The organism is Celeribacter arenosi (assembly GCF_039539485.1).
In the GTDB taxonomy this organism is placed as follows: Bacteria; Pseudomonadota; Alphaproteobacteria; order Rhodobacterales; family Rhodobacteraceae; genus Celeribacter; species Celeribacter arenosi.
In genome coordinates, this window is the sequence record NZ_BAABDF010000006.1 from 297847 (window position 1) to 315199 (window position 17353).

General features: G+C 60.2%; 17 protein-coding genes and 1 tRNA gene. 9 read left to right on the forward strand and 9 right to left on the reverse strand.

Going from position 1 to position 17353, the window contains the following annotated elements; genetic code table 11:
• The 4 genes from ABD815_RS07370 (at position 1) to ABD815_RS07385 (ending at position 1970) form a co-directional block, all read left to right on the forward strand.
• Positions 1-579 (forward strand): Maf family protein, encoded by a 579-nt coding sequence (locus tag ABD815_RS07370; RefSeq protein WP_344845745.1) that lies wholly within the window; start codon positions 1-3, stop codon positions 577-579.
• Positions 576-1616 carry a ribonuclease E/G gene (locus tag ABD815_RS07375; RefSeq protein WP_344845747.1) on the forward strand — a complete coding sequence of 347 codons (1041 nt, stop codon included), beginning with the start codon at positions 576-578 and terminating at the stop codon, positions 1614-1616. The genes ABD815_RS07370 and ABD815_RS07375 overlap by 4 nt, the downstream gene beginning before the upstream one ends.
• Complete coding sequence (locus tag ABD815_RS07380; RefSeq protein ID WP_344845750.1) at positions 1613-1819, forward strand: DNA gyrase inhibitor YacG; 207 nt, start codon at positions 1613-1615, stop codon at positions 1817-1819. Before ABD815_RS07375 ends, ABD815_RS07380 begins: the two co-directional genes overlap by 4 nt.
• Positions 1820-1895: 76 nt before the next feature.
• Positions 1896-1970, forward strand: a tRNA-Phe gene (locus tag ABD815_RS07385).
• A gap of 231 nt (positions 1971-2201) precedes the next feature.
• Here ABD815_RS07385 and uxuA read toward each other — a convergent pair.
• The 8 genes from uxuA to ABD815_RS07425 all read right to left on the reverse strand — a co-directional run bounded on the left by uxuA (position 2202) and on the right by ABD815_RS07425 (position 11049).
• The gene (gene uxuA, locus ABD815_RS07390) at positions 2202-3407 is read right to left on the reverse strand and encodes a mannonate dehydratase (RefSeq protein ID WP_344845752.1); all 1206 of its coding nucleotides are present in this window, start codon (positions 3405-3407) and stop codon (positions 2202-2204) included.
• Between the two features lie 17 nt (positions 3408-3424).
• The gene (locus ABD815_RS07395) at positions 3425-4504 is read right to left on the reverse strand and encodes an ABC transporter ATP-binding protein (protein ID WP_344845754.1); all 1080 of its coding nucleotides are present in this window, start codon (positions 4502-4504) and stop codon (positions 3425-3427) included.
• Positions 4505-4528: 24 nt separating this feature from the next.
• Positions 4529-5584, reverse strand: coding sequence for a carbohydrate ABC transporter permease (locus ABD815_RS07400; protein WP_344845756.1), 1056 nt, complete (start codon positions 5582-5584; stop codon positions 4529-4531).
• On the reverse strand, positions 5577-6542 hold the full coding sequence (locus ABD815_RS07405) for a carbohydrate ABC transporter permease (RefSeq protein WP_344845758.1): 966 nt from the start codon (positions 6540-6542) through the stop codon (positions 5577-5579). The genes ABD815_RS07400 and ABD815_RS07405 overlap by 8 nt, the downstream gene beginning before the upstream one ends.
• 80 nt (positions 6543-6622) lie before the next feature.
• On the reverse strand, positions 6623-7888 hold the full coding sequence (locus ABD815_RS07410) for an ABC transporter substrate-binding protein (RefSeq protein WP_344845761.1): 1266 nt from the start codon (positions 7886-7888) through the stop codon (positions 6623-6625).
• A gap of 40 nt (positions 7889-7928) precedes the next feature.
• Positions 7929-8987 carry a Gfo/Idh/MocA family protein gene (locus tag ABD815_RS07415; RefSeq protein ID WP_344845765.1) on the reverse strand — a complete coding sequence of 353 codons (1059 nt, stop codon included), beginning with the start codon at positions 8985-8987 and terminating at the stop codon, positions 7929-7931.
• Positions 8984-10000 carry a Gfo/Idh/MocA family protein gene (locus ABD815_RS07420; protein WP_344845768.1) on the reverse strand — a complete coding sequence of 339 codons (1017 nt, stop codon included), beginning with the start codon at positions 9998-10000 and terminating at the stop codon, positions 8984-8986. The genes ABD815_RS07415 and ABD815_RS07420 overlap by 4 nt, the downstream gene beginning before the upstream one ends.
• Positions 9997-11049: a Gfo/Idh/MocA family protein gene (locus ABD815_RS07425; RefSeq protein WP_344845771.1), complete on the reverse strand. Its 1053-nt coding sequence runs from the start codon at positions 11047-11049 to the stop codon at positions 9997-9999. The genes ABD815_RS07420 and ABD815_RS07425 overlap by 4 nt, the downstream gene beginning before the upstream one ends.
• A gap of 112 nt (positions 11050-11161) precedes the next feature.
• Between ABD815_RS07425 and ABD815_RS07430 the strand changes: the two genes are divergently transcribed.
• Positions 11162-11881 carry a GntR family transcriptional regulator gene (locus ABD815_RS07430; RefSeq protein WP_344845773.1) on the forward strand — a complete coding sequence of 240 codons (720 nt, stop codon included), beginning with the start codon at positions 11162-11164 and terminating at the stop codon, positions 11879-11881.
• A gap of 14 nt (positions 11882-11895) precedes the next feature.
• On the opposite strand, the gene kdgR is transcribed toward ABD815_RS07430, so the two are convergent.
• Positions 11896-12699, reverse strand: coding sequence for a DNA-binding transcriptional regulator KdgR (gene kdgR / locus ABD815_RS07435; RefSeq protein ID WP_344845776.1), 804 nt, complete (start codon positions 12697-12699; stop codon positions 11896-11898).
• 265 nt (positions 12700-12964) lie between these two features.
• On the opposite strand from kdgR, the gene bglB reads away from it, so the two are divergent.
• From bglB to ABD815_RS07455, 4 genes are all read left to right on the forward strand, one after another.
• Positions 12965-14053: a beta-galactosidase BglB gene (gene bglB / locus ABD815_RS07440; RefSeq protein ID WP_344845778.1), complete on the forward strand. Its 1089-nt coding sequence runs from the start codon at positions 12965-12967 to the stop codon at positions 14051-14053.
• Positions 14054-14161: 108 nt separating this feature from the next.
• A complete protein-coding gene (locus tag ABD815_RS07445; protein ID WP_344845780.1) occupies positions 14162-15442 on the forward strand; it encodes an ABC transporter substrate-binding protein in 1281 nt (426 codons plus the stop codon).
• Positions 15443-15543: 101 nt separating this feature from the next.
• The gene (locus ABD815_RS07450; protein ID WP_344845782.1) at positions 15544-16437 is read left to right on the forward strand and encodes a carbohydrate ABC transporter permease; all 894 of its coding nucleotides are present in this window, start codon (positions 15544-15546) and stop codon (positions 16435-16437) included.
• Positions 16418-17347, forward strand: coding sequence for a carbohydrate ABC transporter permease (locus ABD815_RS07455; RefSeq protein WP_344845784.1), 930 nt, complete (start codon positions 16418-16420; stop codon positions 17345-17347). The genes ABD815_RS07450 and ABD815_RS07455 overlap by 20 nt, the downstream gene beginning before the upstream one ends.
• Positions 17348-17353 lie beyond the last annotated feature (6 nt).

A 17353-nucleotide genomic window follows, 5' to 3' on the forward strand; every position in this document is an offset into this window, starting at 1 on the left:
ATGAAGCTGATCCTCGGGTCGGGTAGCCCGCGCCGGAAGGAACTTCTGGCGCAGATCGGGCTCGTTGCCGATGACATTCGCACGCCCGATATCGACGAGGACCCTCAGGGCGCGGAACTCCCGCGCCCCTATGTGCAACGCATGGCCCGCGAAAAAGTGCTGGCCGTGCCCCGCGCAGACGGCGAGGTCGTGCTATGCGCCGATACCACCGTCGCGCTCGGGCGGCGCATCCTCGGCAAACCCGCCGATGAAAAAGAGGCCGCCCAGTTCCTGCTGTCCATGGCCGGACGCCGCCACCGTGTGATTACCGCCATCGCGGTCGCCGCAGGGGATCACATCTGGGAAGCAGACGTCACCACCACCGTGAAAATGAAACGCCTCTCGGACGTGGAGCTCAATTCCTACCTCGCGAGCGGCGATTGGCGCGGCAAAGCCGGCGGCTACGGCATCCAGGGCCCCGCAGGCGCCTTCATCCCGTGGATCCAAGGGTCCTACAGCGCCGTCATGGGGCTGCCCGTGGCCGAAACCGCGGCCCTGCTCGCCGCCGCCGGATACCCCGTCTATGGAGATCGCTCATGAAGGGCTCGACCATCGCACTCGGACAGGTGAGGGGGCTCAAAGCCGCCGCGCTGATCGTGGACGGCAAACTCACTGATTTCGTGATCGACGCGGGCGACGATGCCCCAGCCGCACCGGGATCGATCTTCCGCGCCAAAGGTGGCCGCCTTCTCAAAGGCATGGGGGGCGCAATGCTCGACCTGCCCGATGGCGAACAGGCCTATCTGCGCGGCTCCAAGGGCCTCAAACCCGGCGCCTCGATGCTGGTGCAGGTCAGCCATATCGCCGAGGACGGCAAAGCCATCCCCGTCACCACGCGCCTGTTGTTCAAGTCGCGCTACGCCATCCTCACCCCCGGCGCGCCGGGTCTCAACATCTCGCGCCAGATTCAGGACGACGACACGCTCATCGCCCTGCATGACATCGCAAAACTGGGCATGGAGGGCGCGGATGAAACCCTCGGGCTGATCCTGCGCTCGGCCTGCGAGAGTGCCGATTTCGACGCCGTCGCCGCCGACCTCGCCGACACCCGCGCGCTGGCCGAGGCGGTTCTCGGCGACGAAGCAGGCGCGCCCGAATTGCTCGTCGCAGGCCCCGATGCATGGGAAACCGCATGGCGCGACTGGCCCGATGCGGATGAGTATGACGAAAGCGAAGACGCCTTTGACACCCATGGCGTGCACGAGATGATCGAGGAAATCCTCGACCCCCGCGTGCGCCTCACCAGCTCCGCCTCCGCCTATATCGAACCAACCCGCGCGCTCGTCGCCGTAGACGTCAACACAGGCGGTGACTTCTCGCCCGCCGCAGGGCTAAAGGCCAATATCGCCCTGGCCCGCGACCTGCCGCGCCAGTTGCGCCTGCGCGGTCTGGCCGGCCAGATCACCCTCGATCTCGCCCCGATGCCGAAAAAAGACCGCCGCCAGTTCGAACAATCCCTCAAAGCTGCATTCAAATCAGAAGGCGGCGATATCGTCCTCGCCGGATGGACCCCTCTGGGCCATTTTGAAGTGCAAAAGAAACGGACACGGGTGCCAGTTGCGGAGGTTCTGAAATGAGCTGTCCGATCTGCGGAAAAGACAGGGTGGAGAAATACCGCCCCTTCTGCTCCAAACGCTGCGCAGACATCGATCTCGGCCGCTGGATGAACGGATCCTACGCGGTTCCCAGCGAACGCGAAGACGACCCCGAAGCGCTCGTGGAGGCTCTCGAAGAGATGACGCGCGCCGCCACGCACGACGGGTCTGAAAAACCACAGTAGCAGCGCCATTTCCCTCTGGACACCGCCGCGCCCCCCCACTAAAACCCCGCTACCCGAACGCAAGCGCGTTCCCGGTGCCCGGGTAGCTCAGGGGTAGAGCAGTGGATTGAAAATCCTCGTGTCGGTGGTTCGATTCCGCCCCTGGGCACCATTTAAATAAACCAAAATCAACCTGACCGATAATCTAACAGCCTCGCTGCTCCAGCGGTGTCTTGCCCGATGTCCGCCCTTTAAGAGAGCCATCGACATCAACCGCTCAAATCCCAACAGGGAAGGGGGCAGGCACATAAATGTCCTCCCCCCCGACCGTCCCCGTCGCCGCCCTCATCCCCGAGGTCTTCCATGTCCCGGACCGCGAAATTTCGCGCAATCTCGCACAATCTCACAGTCTGGGTGCGTAACCGGCCATTATCCCACGCAACTCTGCCAGACCCTGCATCCGACCAACGAGCGGATAACCCGGCATCATCGGCCGCGCGAGATCACTGACGAGCGAATGCCCATGATCGGGCCGCATCGGGATGACATGATCGGCACGCCCCGCCGCGCGACGCTTTGCTTCTTCTCGCAGGAGCGCATGAACCGCGCCAACGAGGTCACTGTCGCCATCCAGATGCTCGGACTCGTGAAAACTCGATCGCGCCCCGTCAGCGGGCGCATGCCGTTTGGTGTTGCGCAGGTGCACGAAGTGGATGCGATCGCCGAAGGTTTCGACAAACCGGACCGCATCGAAATCCGGTGCCACCCCCATCGACCCCGTGCACAATGTCACCCCGTTGGCGGGGCTATCGACGGCCTGCATCACATAGCGGTAATCATCCTCGCTCGACATCACCCGCGGCATCCCGAGGAGCGGGAAAGGCGGATCATCGGGATGACAGCACAGGCGGATGCCCAGCTCCTGAGCCGTCGGCACAACCTCGGAGAGGAAATCGACCAGGTTCGAGCGCAACCGGTCTCTGGAGGTCTGGCTGTAGATGTCGAGGTGTGCGGTCAACGCATCCAGCGTCCAGTTTTCGTTCGCACCCGGCAGCCCCGCAACGATGTTCTGCGTGAGCGCGCCCTTGGTGGCATCGCTCATCGTGTCAAACCGCGCGCGCACTTGGTCGATGAAGGCGGCGGAGTAATCCTCGCCCGCACCCGCGCGATTGAGGATGAATACATCGAAGGCGGCAAAATCTATCAAATCGAACCGCATCGCCGTGCCCCCGTTGTCCAGAGGCGAGGTCAGATCGGTGCGCGTCCAGTCGAGGACCGGCATGAAGTTATAACAAACCGTGGACAGCCCGCATTGCGCGAGATTGCGCAGGCTCTGGCGATAGGTCTCATAATGCTCGCGGTAATTGCCCGTCTGGGACTTGATCGCCTCGGACACCACCAGACTTTCCACCACATCCCACTGCAACGGCGCGCCCGCGCCCTGGGGCTGTCTGATCTCGGCCTGACGCTTCTGGATTTCCGCAACGCTCCACACATCGCCGGTGGCAATGTGATGGAGCGCGGTGACGATCCCCTCTGCCCCGGTCATGCGGATTTCAGGCATCGAAATCTCGTCAGCCGGGCCGAACCAGCGCCATGTTTGTTTCATTTGATACCCCTTTGGCGTCAGCTAATGCGCAGCGTATTGCCACTCTCTGTATCGAATAGATGCATCGACGCAGCCGCGGCCCCGACGTGGATTTTCTCGCCCGGCGTGACCTGCGTCTGCCCGGGGCTGTGAATGGTAATCGCGGTCCCGTCTTCCAATCCGCCATAGAGATAGGAGTCGGTCCCGAGCTGTTCGACACTGCGCACAACCATGGACAGGCTTGCCGACGGGGCAGGTTGCAGATCGTTGGGGCGAATGCCCAAGGTCACATTCTGCCCCGGTTTCTGGTCAAACCCGGTGGCGGGCAGCGCAACCTTTTCCCCCGTCGCCAGAACCAACATCGCCCGGTCCGCGTGATCGACATGCCCTTTGATAAAGTTCATCTTCGGCGACCCGATAAAGCCCGCCACAAAGGTGTTGGTCGGGTTGTTGAACAGCTCCAATGGCGTGCCGAATTGTTCAAGCTCGCCACTGCGCAGCACGGCGATCTTGTCGGCCATGGTCATGGCTTCGACCTGATCATGGGTCACGTAGATCATCGTATTGCCCAGACGTTTGTGCAGCGCGCCGATCTCGCCGCGCATATCGACCCGCAACTCCGCGTCGAGGTTCGAGAGCGGTTCGTCAAACAGGAACACACGCGGCTCTCGCACCACCGCCCGCCCGATCGCGACCCGTTGCCTTTGCCCGCCCGACAGGTCCTTGGGGCGGCGATCCAACAGCTCGTTGATCTGCAACATCTTTGACACCGCATCGACCTTCGCGGCGATGTCCCCTTTGGCCGTGCCCACGTTTTCCAACCCGAACGACAGGTTCTGGCGCACCGTCATATGGGGGTAGAGCGCGTAGGACTGGAACACCATGGCGAGGCCGCGATCGGCCGCCGCGATGTTGTTCACGATTTCGCCCTCGATCACGATATCGCCCCCCGTGATCGGTTCGAGCCCCGAAATCATGCGCAGCAATGTCGACTTGCCGCACCCCGAGGGCCCCACGAAAACGCAGAATTCCCCATGGGCGATCTCGAGATCGATCCCCTTTATCACCTCGACCGCGCCGTAGGATTTGCGAACGCCTCTCAGCCCTACTCCCGCCATGCTGGCATCTCCTTTTTCTTCATTTTATTTGCCCCCGGTGGACGCAATTCCAGTCGCGATGTATTTCTGCAGAAAGAAGAACACGCAGGCGATCGGCAGCAACGTCAGCACCGTCATCGCGAGCAGGTTGCTCCATTTCGTCGTCATCTCGCCCTGGAAAGAGTTCAGCGCGAGCTGCAGCGTAAAGTTTTCATTTTCCGACAAGACGATCAGCGGCCACAGGAAGTCGTTCCACCGCCAGATCACCGACAGGATCGCCAGAACCGCAATCGCAGGCACCGACAGGGGCAGGATGATGCGCCAGAAAATCTTCCACTCGGACGCCTTGTCCATGCGGGCCGCATCGAGGATCTCGTCAGGGATCGTGAGCATGTATTGACGCAGCAGGAAGACCCCCGTGGGCGTCGCCGCCGCCGGAATGATCACACCCCATAGCGAATTCAGCATGCCCAATTCCTTGGTCACAATGAACAGCGGCACGAGCACAACTGTCTGGGGCACCATCAACGACCCGACGACAATCATCAGCATCACATTGCGCCCGCGGAACTGGTATTTCGACAACCCGAAGGCCGCCATCGAATTGACCATCAACGTGATCGCCGTGGCGACAACAGTGATAAAGGTCGAGTTCCAGAAGAATTTCAGAAACGAGAACTTTTCGAACAATTCCGTATAATTCTCGGTGGCCAGCCCGACACTCTCGATCGCTTCACGATCCGCGATATCGACCTTTAAACGGACGTCCGGCTCGTTGGGGTCAACCATCTGCGCCACAAGTCCGACACGCCGGATCTGGGCCAACCGGCGCCCCTCGAATTCGCCCGCCACGATGTCGTAGAGCGCAAGGGGCGTATCATAGCCCTCCACCTCGATTGTCTCCTGCGTATAGGGCAGAAAACGCGGCGGAAACCGTTGGATTTCGGCCTCATCCTTGAACGAGGACATCAGCAGCCACAGCACCGGTCCGAAAATGACCAGAACCCCCATCAACAGATATCCGTAGGACACCCAATCGGTCCAATCCATCCGGCCGTTCTTACCGCGGGTGGCTGTGAGAAATGAGGCAATCTTACCCATCGATGTTCCTCCGGTTAGCCCAGAACTGGGCGGCAGTCAGGACAACCAGGACCACTGCAAGAATGATGGATGCGGCAGCGGCCAGACCAAAGAGCCTCGGCGAACCGGCAAAACCCGTCTCGTAGATGTATTGAATGATAAGCGTCGTCGCAGACCCCGGACCCCCGCCGGTAAAGGCATAGACCTCGTCAAAGGTTTGCACCCCCTTGATCAGCGCCAGCACCAGCACCACGAGCATCGTGGGCGCAAGAAGGGGCAGGGTGATGCGCCGGAACGTGCGCCACGCGGAGGCGCGATCCATCAAAGCCGCCTCATACACATCGCGCGGGATCGCCTGTAGCCCGGCGAGCAGGATCAGGGTGTAAAACCCCATATGCGCCCAGACCGACAGGAACACCGACCACGCAAAGGCCCAACTGGATTCCAGCATCCAGTTCACCCCTTCAAACCCCAACCCGATAAGCCATGCATTCAACAGCCCGTTGCGAAGAAGGATCCATTTCCAGATCAGCGCCACAACCACAGGCGACAGCATGACGGGAAAGAAAAACACGCTGCGAAAGAACCCTCGCGCGCGAATGTCGCGGTTCAAAACAATCGCCGTGAGCAGCGAAAACCCGACCATAAAGCCAACCTGTAGCGCCACAAACCACGTCGTATTGAACAGCGCGCGCCAGAAGATATCGCGCTCGCATGTATTGGGATCCAGATAGTCGCGACACCGCGACAGGCTCTCGAAATTGGCCGCCCCCGCATAGGGGCGATCCCCCAGCATGATCTGGTCACCCGAGGTGAAGGCGTAGAGAAAATTGAGGAAAATCGGCACAAAGGCGAATGTAAAAAAGAGCAGAACATTTGGCATCAAAAAGAGCCATACGACGCGCATCCCGAAATGCTTCTGTACGAAAGCAAATGGAATTTCCACGATCTGCATGAGGGGTGATATGATCCGAAGCATCTATGCTACCTGCGCGAAGTCGTTGATTTGGTCTGCATAGCCCACGCTCGGGCTATGCAGTTTGGTTTGAACGGGCGGGCCTAGTTGGATTCAGCCAACGCCGCCGCAAGGTCCTCGGACATCCGGTCCATTGCTTCATCAACGCTCAACTCACCGACAACGGCCTGCGTGACACGCTGCACCGTGATGTTGAACATCGCGCGGTTGTTGGGGTTGCCCTGATAGGCAAAGGCAATCGGTTCAAGCTTGCTCACCTGCGCCGCCCAGCCATTCAAAGCCGCCGCCGCGAGAGGTGTCGCACCCTCATAGTTCACACCCTTGGCCGCAACGGCCGCATGGGTGGGGATGGTGCGCGCACTCGCCGAATACTCGGCGTAGCTTTCCTCGGACGCGAGCAGGTCGATCAGCTCAGCCACGATTTCGGGGTGGTCGGTCTGTTCGAACCCGACGATCCCTGCGCCACCGGGCATGCCTGTGCACCCGCCAGCCCCACAAGGGGATCCGACAACTTCCCAGTCAAACAGATCGCCGATCTGCTGCTCAAAGTTGGCCACCTGCCAGCTTCCGGCAAAGTAGTAGACCAGATCGCCGTTGATGAACTCTTTGGAGCCATCCTGATAGGCCGTCCCGCCTTTGCCGCCCCAGACATCCTTGGCCATCGTGCCGTCGTTGTTCCATTCGACGAACTTCTCGACAAAACCCTTAAAGCCCTCGTCCACGAGGATCGGCTCGCCGTCCTCGTCAAAGATCTTGGCCCCATAGGCAATCGCGGGGCCCGCAATCCGGTGACCCGAACGGTCCATCGCCATAGGGAAGGGGGTTCCGGTCTTCTCGGCCACTTCACGTGACACCGCAGCCCATGTGTCCCAATCGGCATCCGGCGATGGCACCGCAACGCCGGCCTGATCAAACAGGGTGCGGTTGATATAGGCGCCCGTAATCGTCAGGCCGGTGTGAAGACCGTAAATACCGTCATCATCATCGCCCACACGATACCAGTCGAGCGTGCCGCCGTATGAATCTTCCCAATACTTGCGGTCCACATAGGGCGCGAGATCGAGGTAGTAGGGATTGAGCCCCCCGAGGTCCGTCACAAACGCCAGATCGGGCCCCGTGTCACCTGCCAACTGGATCGGCAGCGTATCGAGCAACCCCTGATACGGCACCTTGTCGAGAATGACATCAACGCCGGGATTGGCGGCCTCGTAGCGTTCGAAAATTCGCATGGCGACTTCGCATTCAACGCCATCACCACTACACATAAACCGGATTTCTTGCGCCGTCGCGGACCCTGCGGCCAGCGCAAGCGTCACTCCAGCAAGAGCTGTTGTTAGGTTAAGTTTCATTTGGGTCTCCTCCCCATTTCAGTTCAGGTCGGTCGCGTGATTATGCGGGCGACCACCCGCCGTAGAGTGCGTCCTCCTTCCCGATTGGAAGTTGCACAATCCTGCCCTCCCAAGCAGACGAATAGATGGCCGTGACCAACTCGATAGAGCGGCGACCATCCTCGAAGGTAACCTCGTTACCCCCGTTCCCGCCCAAGGCATCCGCGATGGCATCCAGAAACCCTGTAAACCACCCGTGCGGGGCCTCGACCTGTGACAAAACCCGATCAATGTCGGCCTGCTGTGTTGTTCCGCGCGCGGTAAAGGTCCACGTCCCGTCAGCGGGCGCATAGGGGTTGGACCCGCTCTCGGCGGTCAGCCCCTCGAAACAGAACTTCAACCGCGACGTATCGGGGGCCGCGCCCAGCGTGACCGAACTCGACGCCAAGGCCCCGTTCTCCATGCGCAATGACACCGTCGCACAGTCCTCGACCTCGATGTCGTTCACGCGCGTGTCGGTAAAGGCCGCCACTTGGGCCACCGGACCAAAAACATTGCACAGGATGTCATGGGAATGGATGGCATGGCCCAAAAGCGCCCCACCGGATTCCCCCGCCCATGTCCCGCGCCATGCGACGTCGTAATATTCCTTTTCGCGGTTCCAATGGGTCTCGGCACTCGCCACGAGCGCTTTTCCCGCCAGACCCGCATCCCGCAGCGCCTTCAATTGCGCAAATGCCAATCCGAACCGGTACTGGAAGACCGGAAAAATCTGCCCCCCCGTTCGCTCGACCGCGTCCTGCATCTGCGCCACCTCGGCGAGCGACCGCCCCAACGGCTTTTCACAAATGACGTTCTTGCCCGCCTCCAACACGCGGATGGACACAGGCGCATGCAGGTGCGGCGGCAAACAGACATCGACCAGATCGATGTCAGGATTGGACAAAACATCCTCGATGTCGCTGACAACTTGGATATCGTCATCGTCCTTTGTTGCCGCCGCCGCCCGGGAGGTATCCAGATCGCAAAGTAGACGCACCGAGTACCGGTCTGGGAGGGCCCGATACCCTGTGAGGTGCTGTATGCCGATACCTGCGCCGATGATTGCAACGTTGATCATAGCGACGCCCCTTCCGCGATAAGCTGCGCCTTGAGGGCGAGTTCACAGACCTTGAACGCATGGGCCTGGGTCATTGCGGTTTCGGTTCTGTTGCGAATGTCATGGGTGAGGCGCGCAAAATAGGGCATGCCCGCGTCAGAGGCGTCGATCTTCTCGCAGCGCGCGCCATTCACGAGGATCAGGTGATCGGTGCCCTCGGCGCCCCCCACATCCACATATTTGCGCAACTCGATGTAGCCTTCGGTGCCCAAAATCGTCAGACGACCATCACCCCAGGTGGGCAAGGCATCCGGCGTGAACCAATCGAGCCGGATATACCCGTGCCCATTGGCACTGCGCAGCGCCACCTCGCCAAAGTCATTGAGACCCGGATCGCTCTGGTTGGCGAAATTTCCCACATTCGCCATGGTGATTTCGGCATCATCAGAGCCCGTGAAATACAGGAACTGGTCAATCTGGTGACTGCCGATGTCGGTCAGGATACCGCCATAGGACTCGCGCTCGAAAAACCAGTCGGGACGCGACGGGCGGTTCAACCGGTGCGGGCCCAGACCGATGGTCTGAATAACCTTCCCGATCGCCCCTTCGGCGACGAGTTCGGCCGCCTTGGTCACCGCGGGCACCTCGAAACGCTCGGAAAAATCGATGCTCCAAATGCGGTTGGTGCGCGCCACACAGGCCTTGATATCGTCTAGCTGCGCCAACGTCGTGCAGCCGGGCTTGTCGCTCATCACATCCTTGCCCGCATCCATCGCCTTGATCGCCCATCCCGCACGCTCGCGCGGAATGCCCGACAACATGATCAAATCAATGCTGGGGTCGTTCAAAAGCGCCTCTGCGGTTTTCACGCGCGGCGCATCGGGGAAACGCTTGATAAACCCCTCCGTCGGCTCCGGCTCACCTTCGGTAAACCAGCCGACAAATTCGGCACCTTCGTCCATCATGTTCTGGGCCATGCCAAAGATGTGGCGATGGTCAATTCCGATGGCTGCGAATTTCAGCGGACGCGTCATGTGTGTAGTTCCTCGATTACGCCGTTCTTTGATGAACGTGTGATTGCTTCGATCAACTCGTGCGCGGCCATGGCGTCACGGCCGCTCGCGATAGGGGAGGCCGGGCCGGTGACGACCGCGGCGAAATTTTCAATGATGGTCTGGTGCCACTCATGGGTGAACGCCATCGGATCGGCGCCCCCGCCCGTGCCGGCCTCATTGCCATGAACGGTCTCGTCGCCCGCGCGGGTGATGACCTTCAACTGACCTGATTCCAGATGCAGCGTGGCTTTTTCAAAATGCAAAGTGATCGATTCCGCACTGCCGGGGAAACTCGCCGTGCTGGCCGTCAAAGACCCCACCGCACCATTGGCAAACTCCAACCCCGCCACCACAAAATCCTCGGATTCCATGTCGTGGAACTTCGTGGTCTTGGCCATCGCGCGCACGGATGTCACCGGACCCGTCAGGCTCAGCGCGAGATCAATCGTATGGATGGCCTGACTGATCAGCACCCCGCCGCCGTCGCGTTCATAGGTCCCGCGTCCCGGCTCGTCGTAATAGCTCTGATCGCGCCACCACGGCACGCTGATTTCAGCCAACCCCAACTGCCCGAGGTCTCCCCCGCCCACCATCTCCGCCGCCGCAATAGAGGCCGCGCGCGCACGGTGCTGAAACACGATCGCGAGCGTCACGCCCGCACCCTCGCATAGCTCCACAATATCGCGGGCCTCCTGCGCATTGCGCCCGATCGGCTTTTCGAGAAGGATATGTTTCCCCGCCGCAACGAGAGGCTCGATGATCTCCATGCGCGCATTCGGCGGGGTCACGATGATCACGAAATCCACCTCTGGGTCCGCGGCGACATCGGCAATGGAGTCGTAGACAATGACCTGCGTCCCCGACGCGGAAGTGGCCTCTTTTGCCAATTCGCCTGCCCGCGCGGATGTGCGTCCGGCGATGCCCTTTAGCCTTACTTTATCGCGCGCATCGACACATGCCGCCACATGCGTGCGCGCAACCATCCCCGCCCCGATCAGGGCCGCCACAGGCACTTTCTTCGCAGTCATATTCCCCCCGGTTTCGTTGTTGAATCAAGCGTTGCATGCCAGTATACAGGTTGTCAACAATTGCATGCCGGTATACAATTACTGCACATATTCAAACCTGTCGGGATAAGACATGGCCAAGAAATCAACCGTCATTAATCTGCCCGCAGAGTACGTCCTGCGCATCGATCCGCACCGGCCCGCCGCCGAACAGATCGCGTCGTGCCTCAAGGCGGCGATGCTCGAAATGAGCCTCAAACCCGGTCAGATCATCTCCGAATCAGAGGTCGCTAATCTCTACGGCGCCTCGCGCACGCCGGTGCGCGAAGCCTTCACATGGCTGCGCGATCAGGGCTTTGTCGTCACCTACCCGAACCGCGGCACCTATGTGTCCAAACTGTCGATCCCACAGATAAAAGGCGCGCAATTCGCCCGCGAATCTCTCGAAGTCGCCATCGCCGAACACCTGTGCGACCACGGTCTGCCCGTTGCCACCGTGGAAGAGGTCGAGGCCAATCTGGACCTGCAGGAAAAGCTGACCAAATCGGGCAATGGCGATGCGTTCCACAAACTCGACGACGACTTCCACCTCGCCCTCGCGAGCGCCGTGGGCCATCCGCGCATCTGTGACATTGTGCAGAAAGAAAAGGCGATCCTTGACCGGCTGCGCGTGCTCTCGCTCAACAGCATGGACCACATCTCCGTGCTCGTTCACGACCACCGCGCGATCTTCGAGGCGATCCAATCAGGCAGCAAAAGCAGTGCACGCAAACAGGTGCGCCTGCATCTGCGACGCGTCCTCGATACCCTGTCAGACCTGTTTGAGACCCACCGCGAATACTTCGACGACTGAGGGGGCGGCCCGCCTCACACGTCCGGCGTCACATCCGGCGAATAGCCCAGCGATTCCGACGCCTCACTCCCCAGCGCAATGATCGTCTCGACGATCTCCGGCTTCTTTTCCTCGCTGAACCGGAACAGGGGAAAGGCAATCGACATCGCCGCGATGGGGCGGCCCAGATGGTCGAAAATCGGCACCGCCATGCAGCGCACACCGGCCTCGCTCTCCTCGATCTCCTCGGCATAACCGCGCTCTCTGGTGGCGGCGAGATCGGCGAGGAACACATCCTTGTCGGTGATGGTGCGCGGCGCGGAGCGCTCGAACGTCATGCGCGACACCCGCTCGGCAATCTCGGCAGGGTCACGCCACGCCAGCAACGCCTTGCCCAGAGAGGTCGAATGCAACGGGTTGCGCCGCCCCAGAGTCGACTGCATCGAGAGGTTATAGTGGCTGTCGTATTTATGGGTGTAGACGACCTTTTCGTCGATATTGTCGATCACTCCGAGATTGATGGACTCCCCCGTCTGGCGCGACAGCTTGGCCATCACCCGATCCGCCGCCCAGAGCAAATCGGAACGGTCCTGAACCGAGCGCGCCCCGAGGCTGAACAGCTTGAGCGTCAGCCCGTATCGTTCCGTATCTTCCTCGCGCTCGACATAGCCAAGTTCGATCATCGTGTTGAGCAGTCGGTGGGCAGTCGCCTTGGATGTCATCGCACGCGCGGCCAGATCGGCCAGAGACGCACGCCGGTCTTCCACCAGCGATTCGAGTACCGCAAACACCTTTAATACCGCAGCCACATTCTCGGTTTTGTGTTGAGAATTAGCCATTTAGGGACCTCATTTTTCCAAAACGACGTTTCGGAAAAATTTGCACCGATCAGCCGATTTTTCCGACATTACAGGTAACCCTTTGAATTAACAACCTAAATAAACTAACATACTAGCGTAGAAATATGTTGCGCGACGCGCCGTTTTAGAGTCACACTATTTTGAAACGTGGTTCCGAAAATTTGGACGCGACGACAGACCCATTTGAGGCGCGAGGGGGGCGACTTACGACATGGACCAACTTCTGAGGCAAAGAGAGCACGTCGTGAGCCGTGCGCAGACCTGCGAATTGATCGACCGCCTCGCGGATAACCTGATCAACATCCATGACGAAACCGGCGAATTCATCCTCAAACTCGAAGACGGTCGCGAGATCGACACCAAAGGCTGGGCAGGGTGGGAATGGACCCACGGCATCGGCCTCTACGGGTTGCTGAAATACTACGAACAGACCCGCAACCAGACCGCCAAAACCATCATCGACGACTGGTTCACCGACCGCCTCGCCGAGGGCACGCCCACCAAAAACATCAACACCGTCGCGCCCTTCCTGACCCTTGCCTGCCTCTACGAACAACAGGGCAATATGGAATGGCGTCCCTACCTCGAAGAATGGGCCGATTGGGTGATGTACCGCATGCCGCGCGTCAAAGAGGGCGGCCTCCAACACATCGTCTACAACAGCGTGAACCCCGGCCAGATGTGGGACGACACCCTGATGATGAGCGTCCTGCCATTGGCCAAAATCGGTCAGGTGCTCGGGCGCCCCGAGTATATCGAAGAGGCGAAGTTCCAGTTCCTCACCCACATCCAGTACCTGATGGATACCAGAACCGGCCTGTGGTTCCACGGCTGGACCTTCGAGGGCAACCATAACTTCGCCGGAGCGCTCTGGGCGCGCGGCAATAGCTGGGTCACCATCGCCATCCCCGAATTCATCGACATGATCGGCCTGAAAGAGGGCGACCCGATCCGCACCCATCTGCTCTCCACCCTGCGCCGTCAGGCCGAGGCGCTCAAAGACATGCAGGACCCCGAAACCGGCCTGTGGCACACGCTGCTCGACGACCCGACCAGCTATGTGGAATCCTCGGCCGCCGCGGGCTTTGCCTATGGGCTGCTCAAATCGGTGCGCCTGCGCTATCTCGACGACAGCTACACCGAGGTCGCCGAACGCGCCGTGCGCGGGGTGATCAACAACATCAACCCCGACGGCGAATTGCTCAACGTGTCCTTCGGCACCGCCATGGGCCACGATTTCGATTTCTACAAACAGATACCACGCACCTCGATGCCCTACGGGCAGGCGATGGCGATGCTCTGTCTGTCGGAATACCTCAGAACCTACATCTGAGGCCTAGATAATGACCTTGCGAAAAACGCGGGGCGCGCGCACGTCCATAAAGGACGAGAACGAAAGGAAAAAGCCGGCATCTCGCCGGTGATTAGGGAGGAACTATTCATGTCTAAGATGTCTCGGCGCCAAGCGCTCGGAACAATCGGTGCAGCGGCTGCGGCAGCAGCCCTGCCAGCAATGCCCGCCCTCGCGGCAGACCGTTCGATCCGCCACTTCTGGTGGGGCAACCCGGAGCGCGACAAACGCACCTTTGCCGTCATCGACGTCTTCCAGAAAAACCACCCCGACATCGAGGTGTCCGGAGAAACCATCGGCTGGGGCGACTACTGGACCAAAATGGCCACCCAGACCGCGGGCAAAAACATGGCCGATCTGGTGCAGATGGACTACCGCTTCCTGTTTGAATACGTCCACCGCGGCGCGCTCAAATCGCTCGATGAATACATCGGCAACGGTCTCGACCTGTCCAACTTCGACAAAGGCCCGCTCTCGGGCGGCATGGTCGATGGCAAACTCTACGCCCTCAACATCGGCTCCAACTCGCAGGTCGTGCCCTATAACACCCGCCTGTTCGACGAAGCCGGCGTCAGCGCCGATGTCATCAACTGGTCGCGCGAAGATTTCGCCGCCGCCTGCGAACAGATCGCCACAAAAACCAACGCCAAGGGCTGTGACGACTTCTCGCTGATGATCGAATATATGGAGGCCTGGGCCCGTCAGGAAGGCAACGACTTCTACGACGCCGAAGGCAATGTCACCGCCACCGCCGACAACGTGGCCGGTTACTGGAACTACTGGAAGGAAATGCGCGACGCGGGCGTCATCCTCGACAAAAACCACACCGTGATCCTCGACAAACCGATGTCGGAAACAGGCATCGTGACAGGGGCCTCGGCAATGTCGCCGTTCTGGTCGAACCAACTCGTCGCCGTTCAGGCGCTGATGACCGATCAAATCGGCGCGGCCATGGTGCCCCACAAAGCGGGCAGCACAAACTGGGCGCAGTTCATCAAACCCTCGATGTTCATGTCCCTGACGCGCGACGCCAAAGACGTCGAGGCCGCAATCGCCTATATGAACGACTGGATCAACGCCCCCGAAGCCACCGCCATCCTCGGTCTGGAACGCGGCATCCCCGCCAACCCCGATGTGCGCGCAGCCCTCGCCCCGAGCTTTACGCCCGCCGAAAAGCTCTCGGTCGACTACTTCAACGCCATTCAGGAAAAGGTCGGCCCCCTGCCGCTGCCCGCTCCCAAAGGCGCCGGCGAAGTGCGCGACAGCTTCATGCGCACAGGCACCGATGTGGTGCTCGGCAATATGGAAGTCGCCGAGGCCGCCGAGCTCTTCATCGAAGACGCCCAAGCCATCGTCGATCGCGCGCGCTAATCCTCCCCGCGACCGTCGATACCTGCGTTGGTTGGCCCTGAATCCTCGGGGCCAACCAGCTTTTCCCAAAAACAAAGCACAGACACATAAAGCACAGACACATGAAGAGATTTTTCGCTCGAAATGCGCCCGGCTACCTGTTTCTGACCCCGTGGTTCATCGGGTTCTTCCTCCTTGCGCTCGGGCCCATTCTGGCCTCGCTCTACCTGTCGTTCACACGCTACGACATGGTGGGGGACCCGCGCTGGGTGGGGTTTGACAACTACGAATATATGTTCGAACGCGACCGCCGCTTCTGGAAAGCGCTCGAGGTGACATTCACCTACGTCGCCCTCGCGGTGCCCGCCCGCCTGATCATGGCGCTGGGCGTGGCGATGCTGCTCGACAAGGGGCTGCGCACCATCGGGCTCTACCGCGCGATCTTCTATCTCCCGTCCCTGCTCGGCGCCTCCATCGCCATCGCCATCCTGTGGCGCCAACTCTTCTCGGTGGACGGCGTCGTCAATCAGGTCCTCGCCGTCTTCGGCATTCAGGGCGCGGCATGGATCTCCAACCCCGACACCTCGCTCTACACGCTCGTGGTGCTCGCGATGTGGCAATTCGGCTCGCCGATGCTGATCTTTCTGGCCGGCCTGCGCGGCATCCCCCGCGACCTCTACGAGGCCGCCGAAATCGACGGCACCCCCAAAAGACGCCAGTTTTTTCGCATCACCCTGCCACTGCTCGCACCGGTGATCTTCTTCAACCTCGTGCTGCAAACGATCGAAGCGTTCAAAACCTTCTCGTCGGCCTTCATCATCTCCAACGGCACAGGCGCGCCCGCAGACAGCCTGCTGTTCTACACGGTCTACCTGTTCAACGAGGCGTTCAAATTCTTCCGCATGGGCTATGCCTCCGCACTCGCATGGGTGCTGCTCCTCATCATCGGTTTCTTCACCGCCGTATCGTTCTTCACATCGAAATATTGGGTGCACTATGAAAACGAACGCGATTGATCCCACCCTCCCGCCCGAAGTGCGCGCCGAAATAGAGCGCACCGCGCAGGTCGCCCATGACATCCGCATGGCGCAGAAAAGGCGCGCCCGCCGCGCGCGCATCTACAAACACCTGTTCCTCATCGGCATGTCGGTGGTGATGCTCTACCCGCTGTTCTGGCTGTTCGCCTCTTCGCTCAAACCGGAGAACGAAATCTTCAACACGCTCTCGCTCTGGCCATCCGAGTTCAACTGGGACAACTACACAAAGGGCTGGAACGCGCTTCCCAAATCCTTCACCGTTTTCTACACTAACTCGACCATCGTCACGGTCTTCTCGGTGATCGGGAACCTTCTGTCGTGCTCGTTTGCCGCCTATGCCTTTGCGCGGCTGGAATTCACCGGCAAAACGCTGTTCTTTGCCCTGATGATGATGACGCTGATGATCCCCTATCACGTCGTTCTGATCCCCCAATACGTGCTGTTTTTGAACCTCGGTTGGGTCGATACCTACCTGCCGCTGATCGTGCCGCGCTTTCTGGCCTCGGATGCCTTCTTCATCTTCCTGATGGTGCAGTTCTTCCGCCAGTTGCCGCGCGAACTTGACGAAGCGGCGATGATCGACGGATGCTCGCCCTATAAAATCTACTGGGCGATCATCCTGCCGCTGTCGCTGCCCGCCATGGGCACGGCGGCGATCTTTTCCCTGATTTGGGTGTGGGAGGATTTCCTCGCCCCGCTCATCTATCTCAACGACATCAAATCCTACACGGTGCCGCTCGCCTTGCGTCTCTTCCTCGATCAGGAAGGCCAATCCGCCTTCGGTCAGATGTTCGCAATGTCGGTGCTCTCGCTGGTGCCCGTCATCGTGTTTTTTGTCGCCTTCCAAAAACTGATCGTGCGCGGAATCGCGACGTCGGGAATGAAATGAGGAACC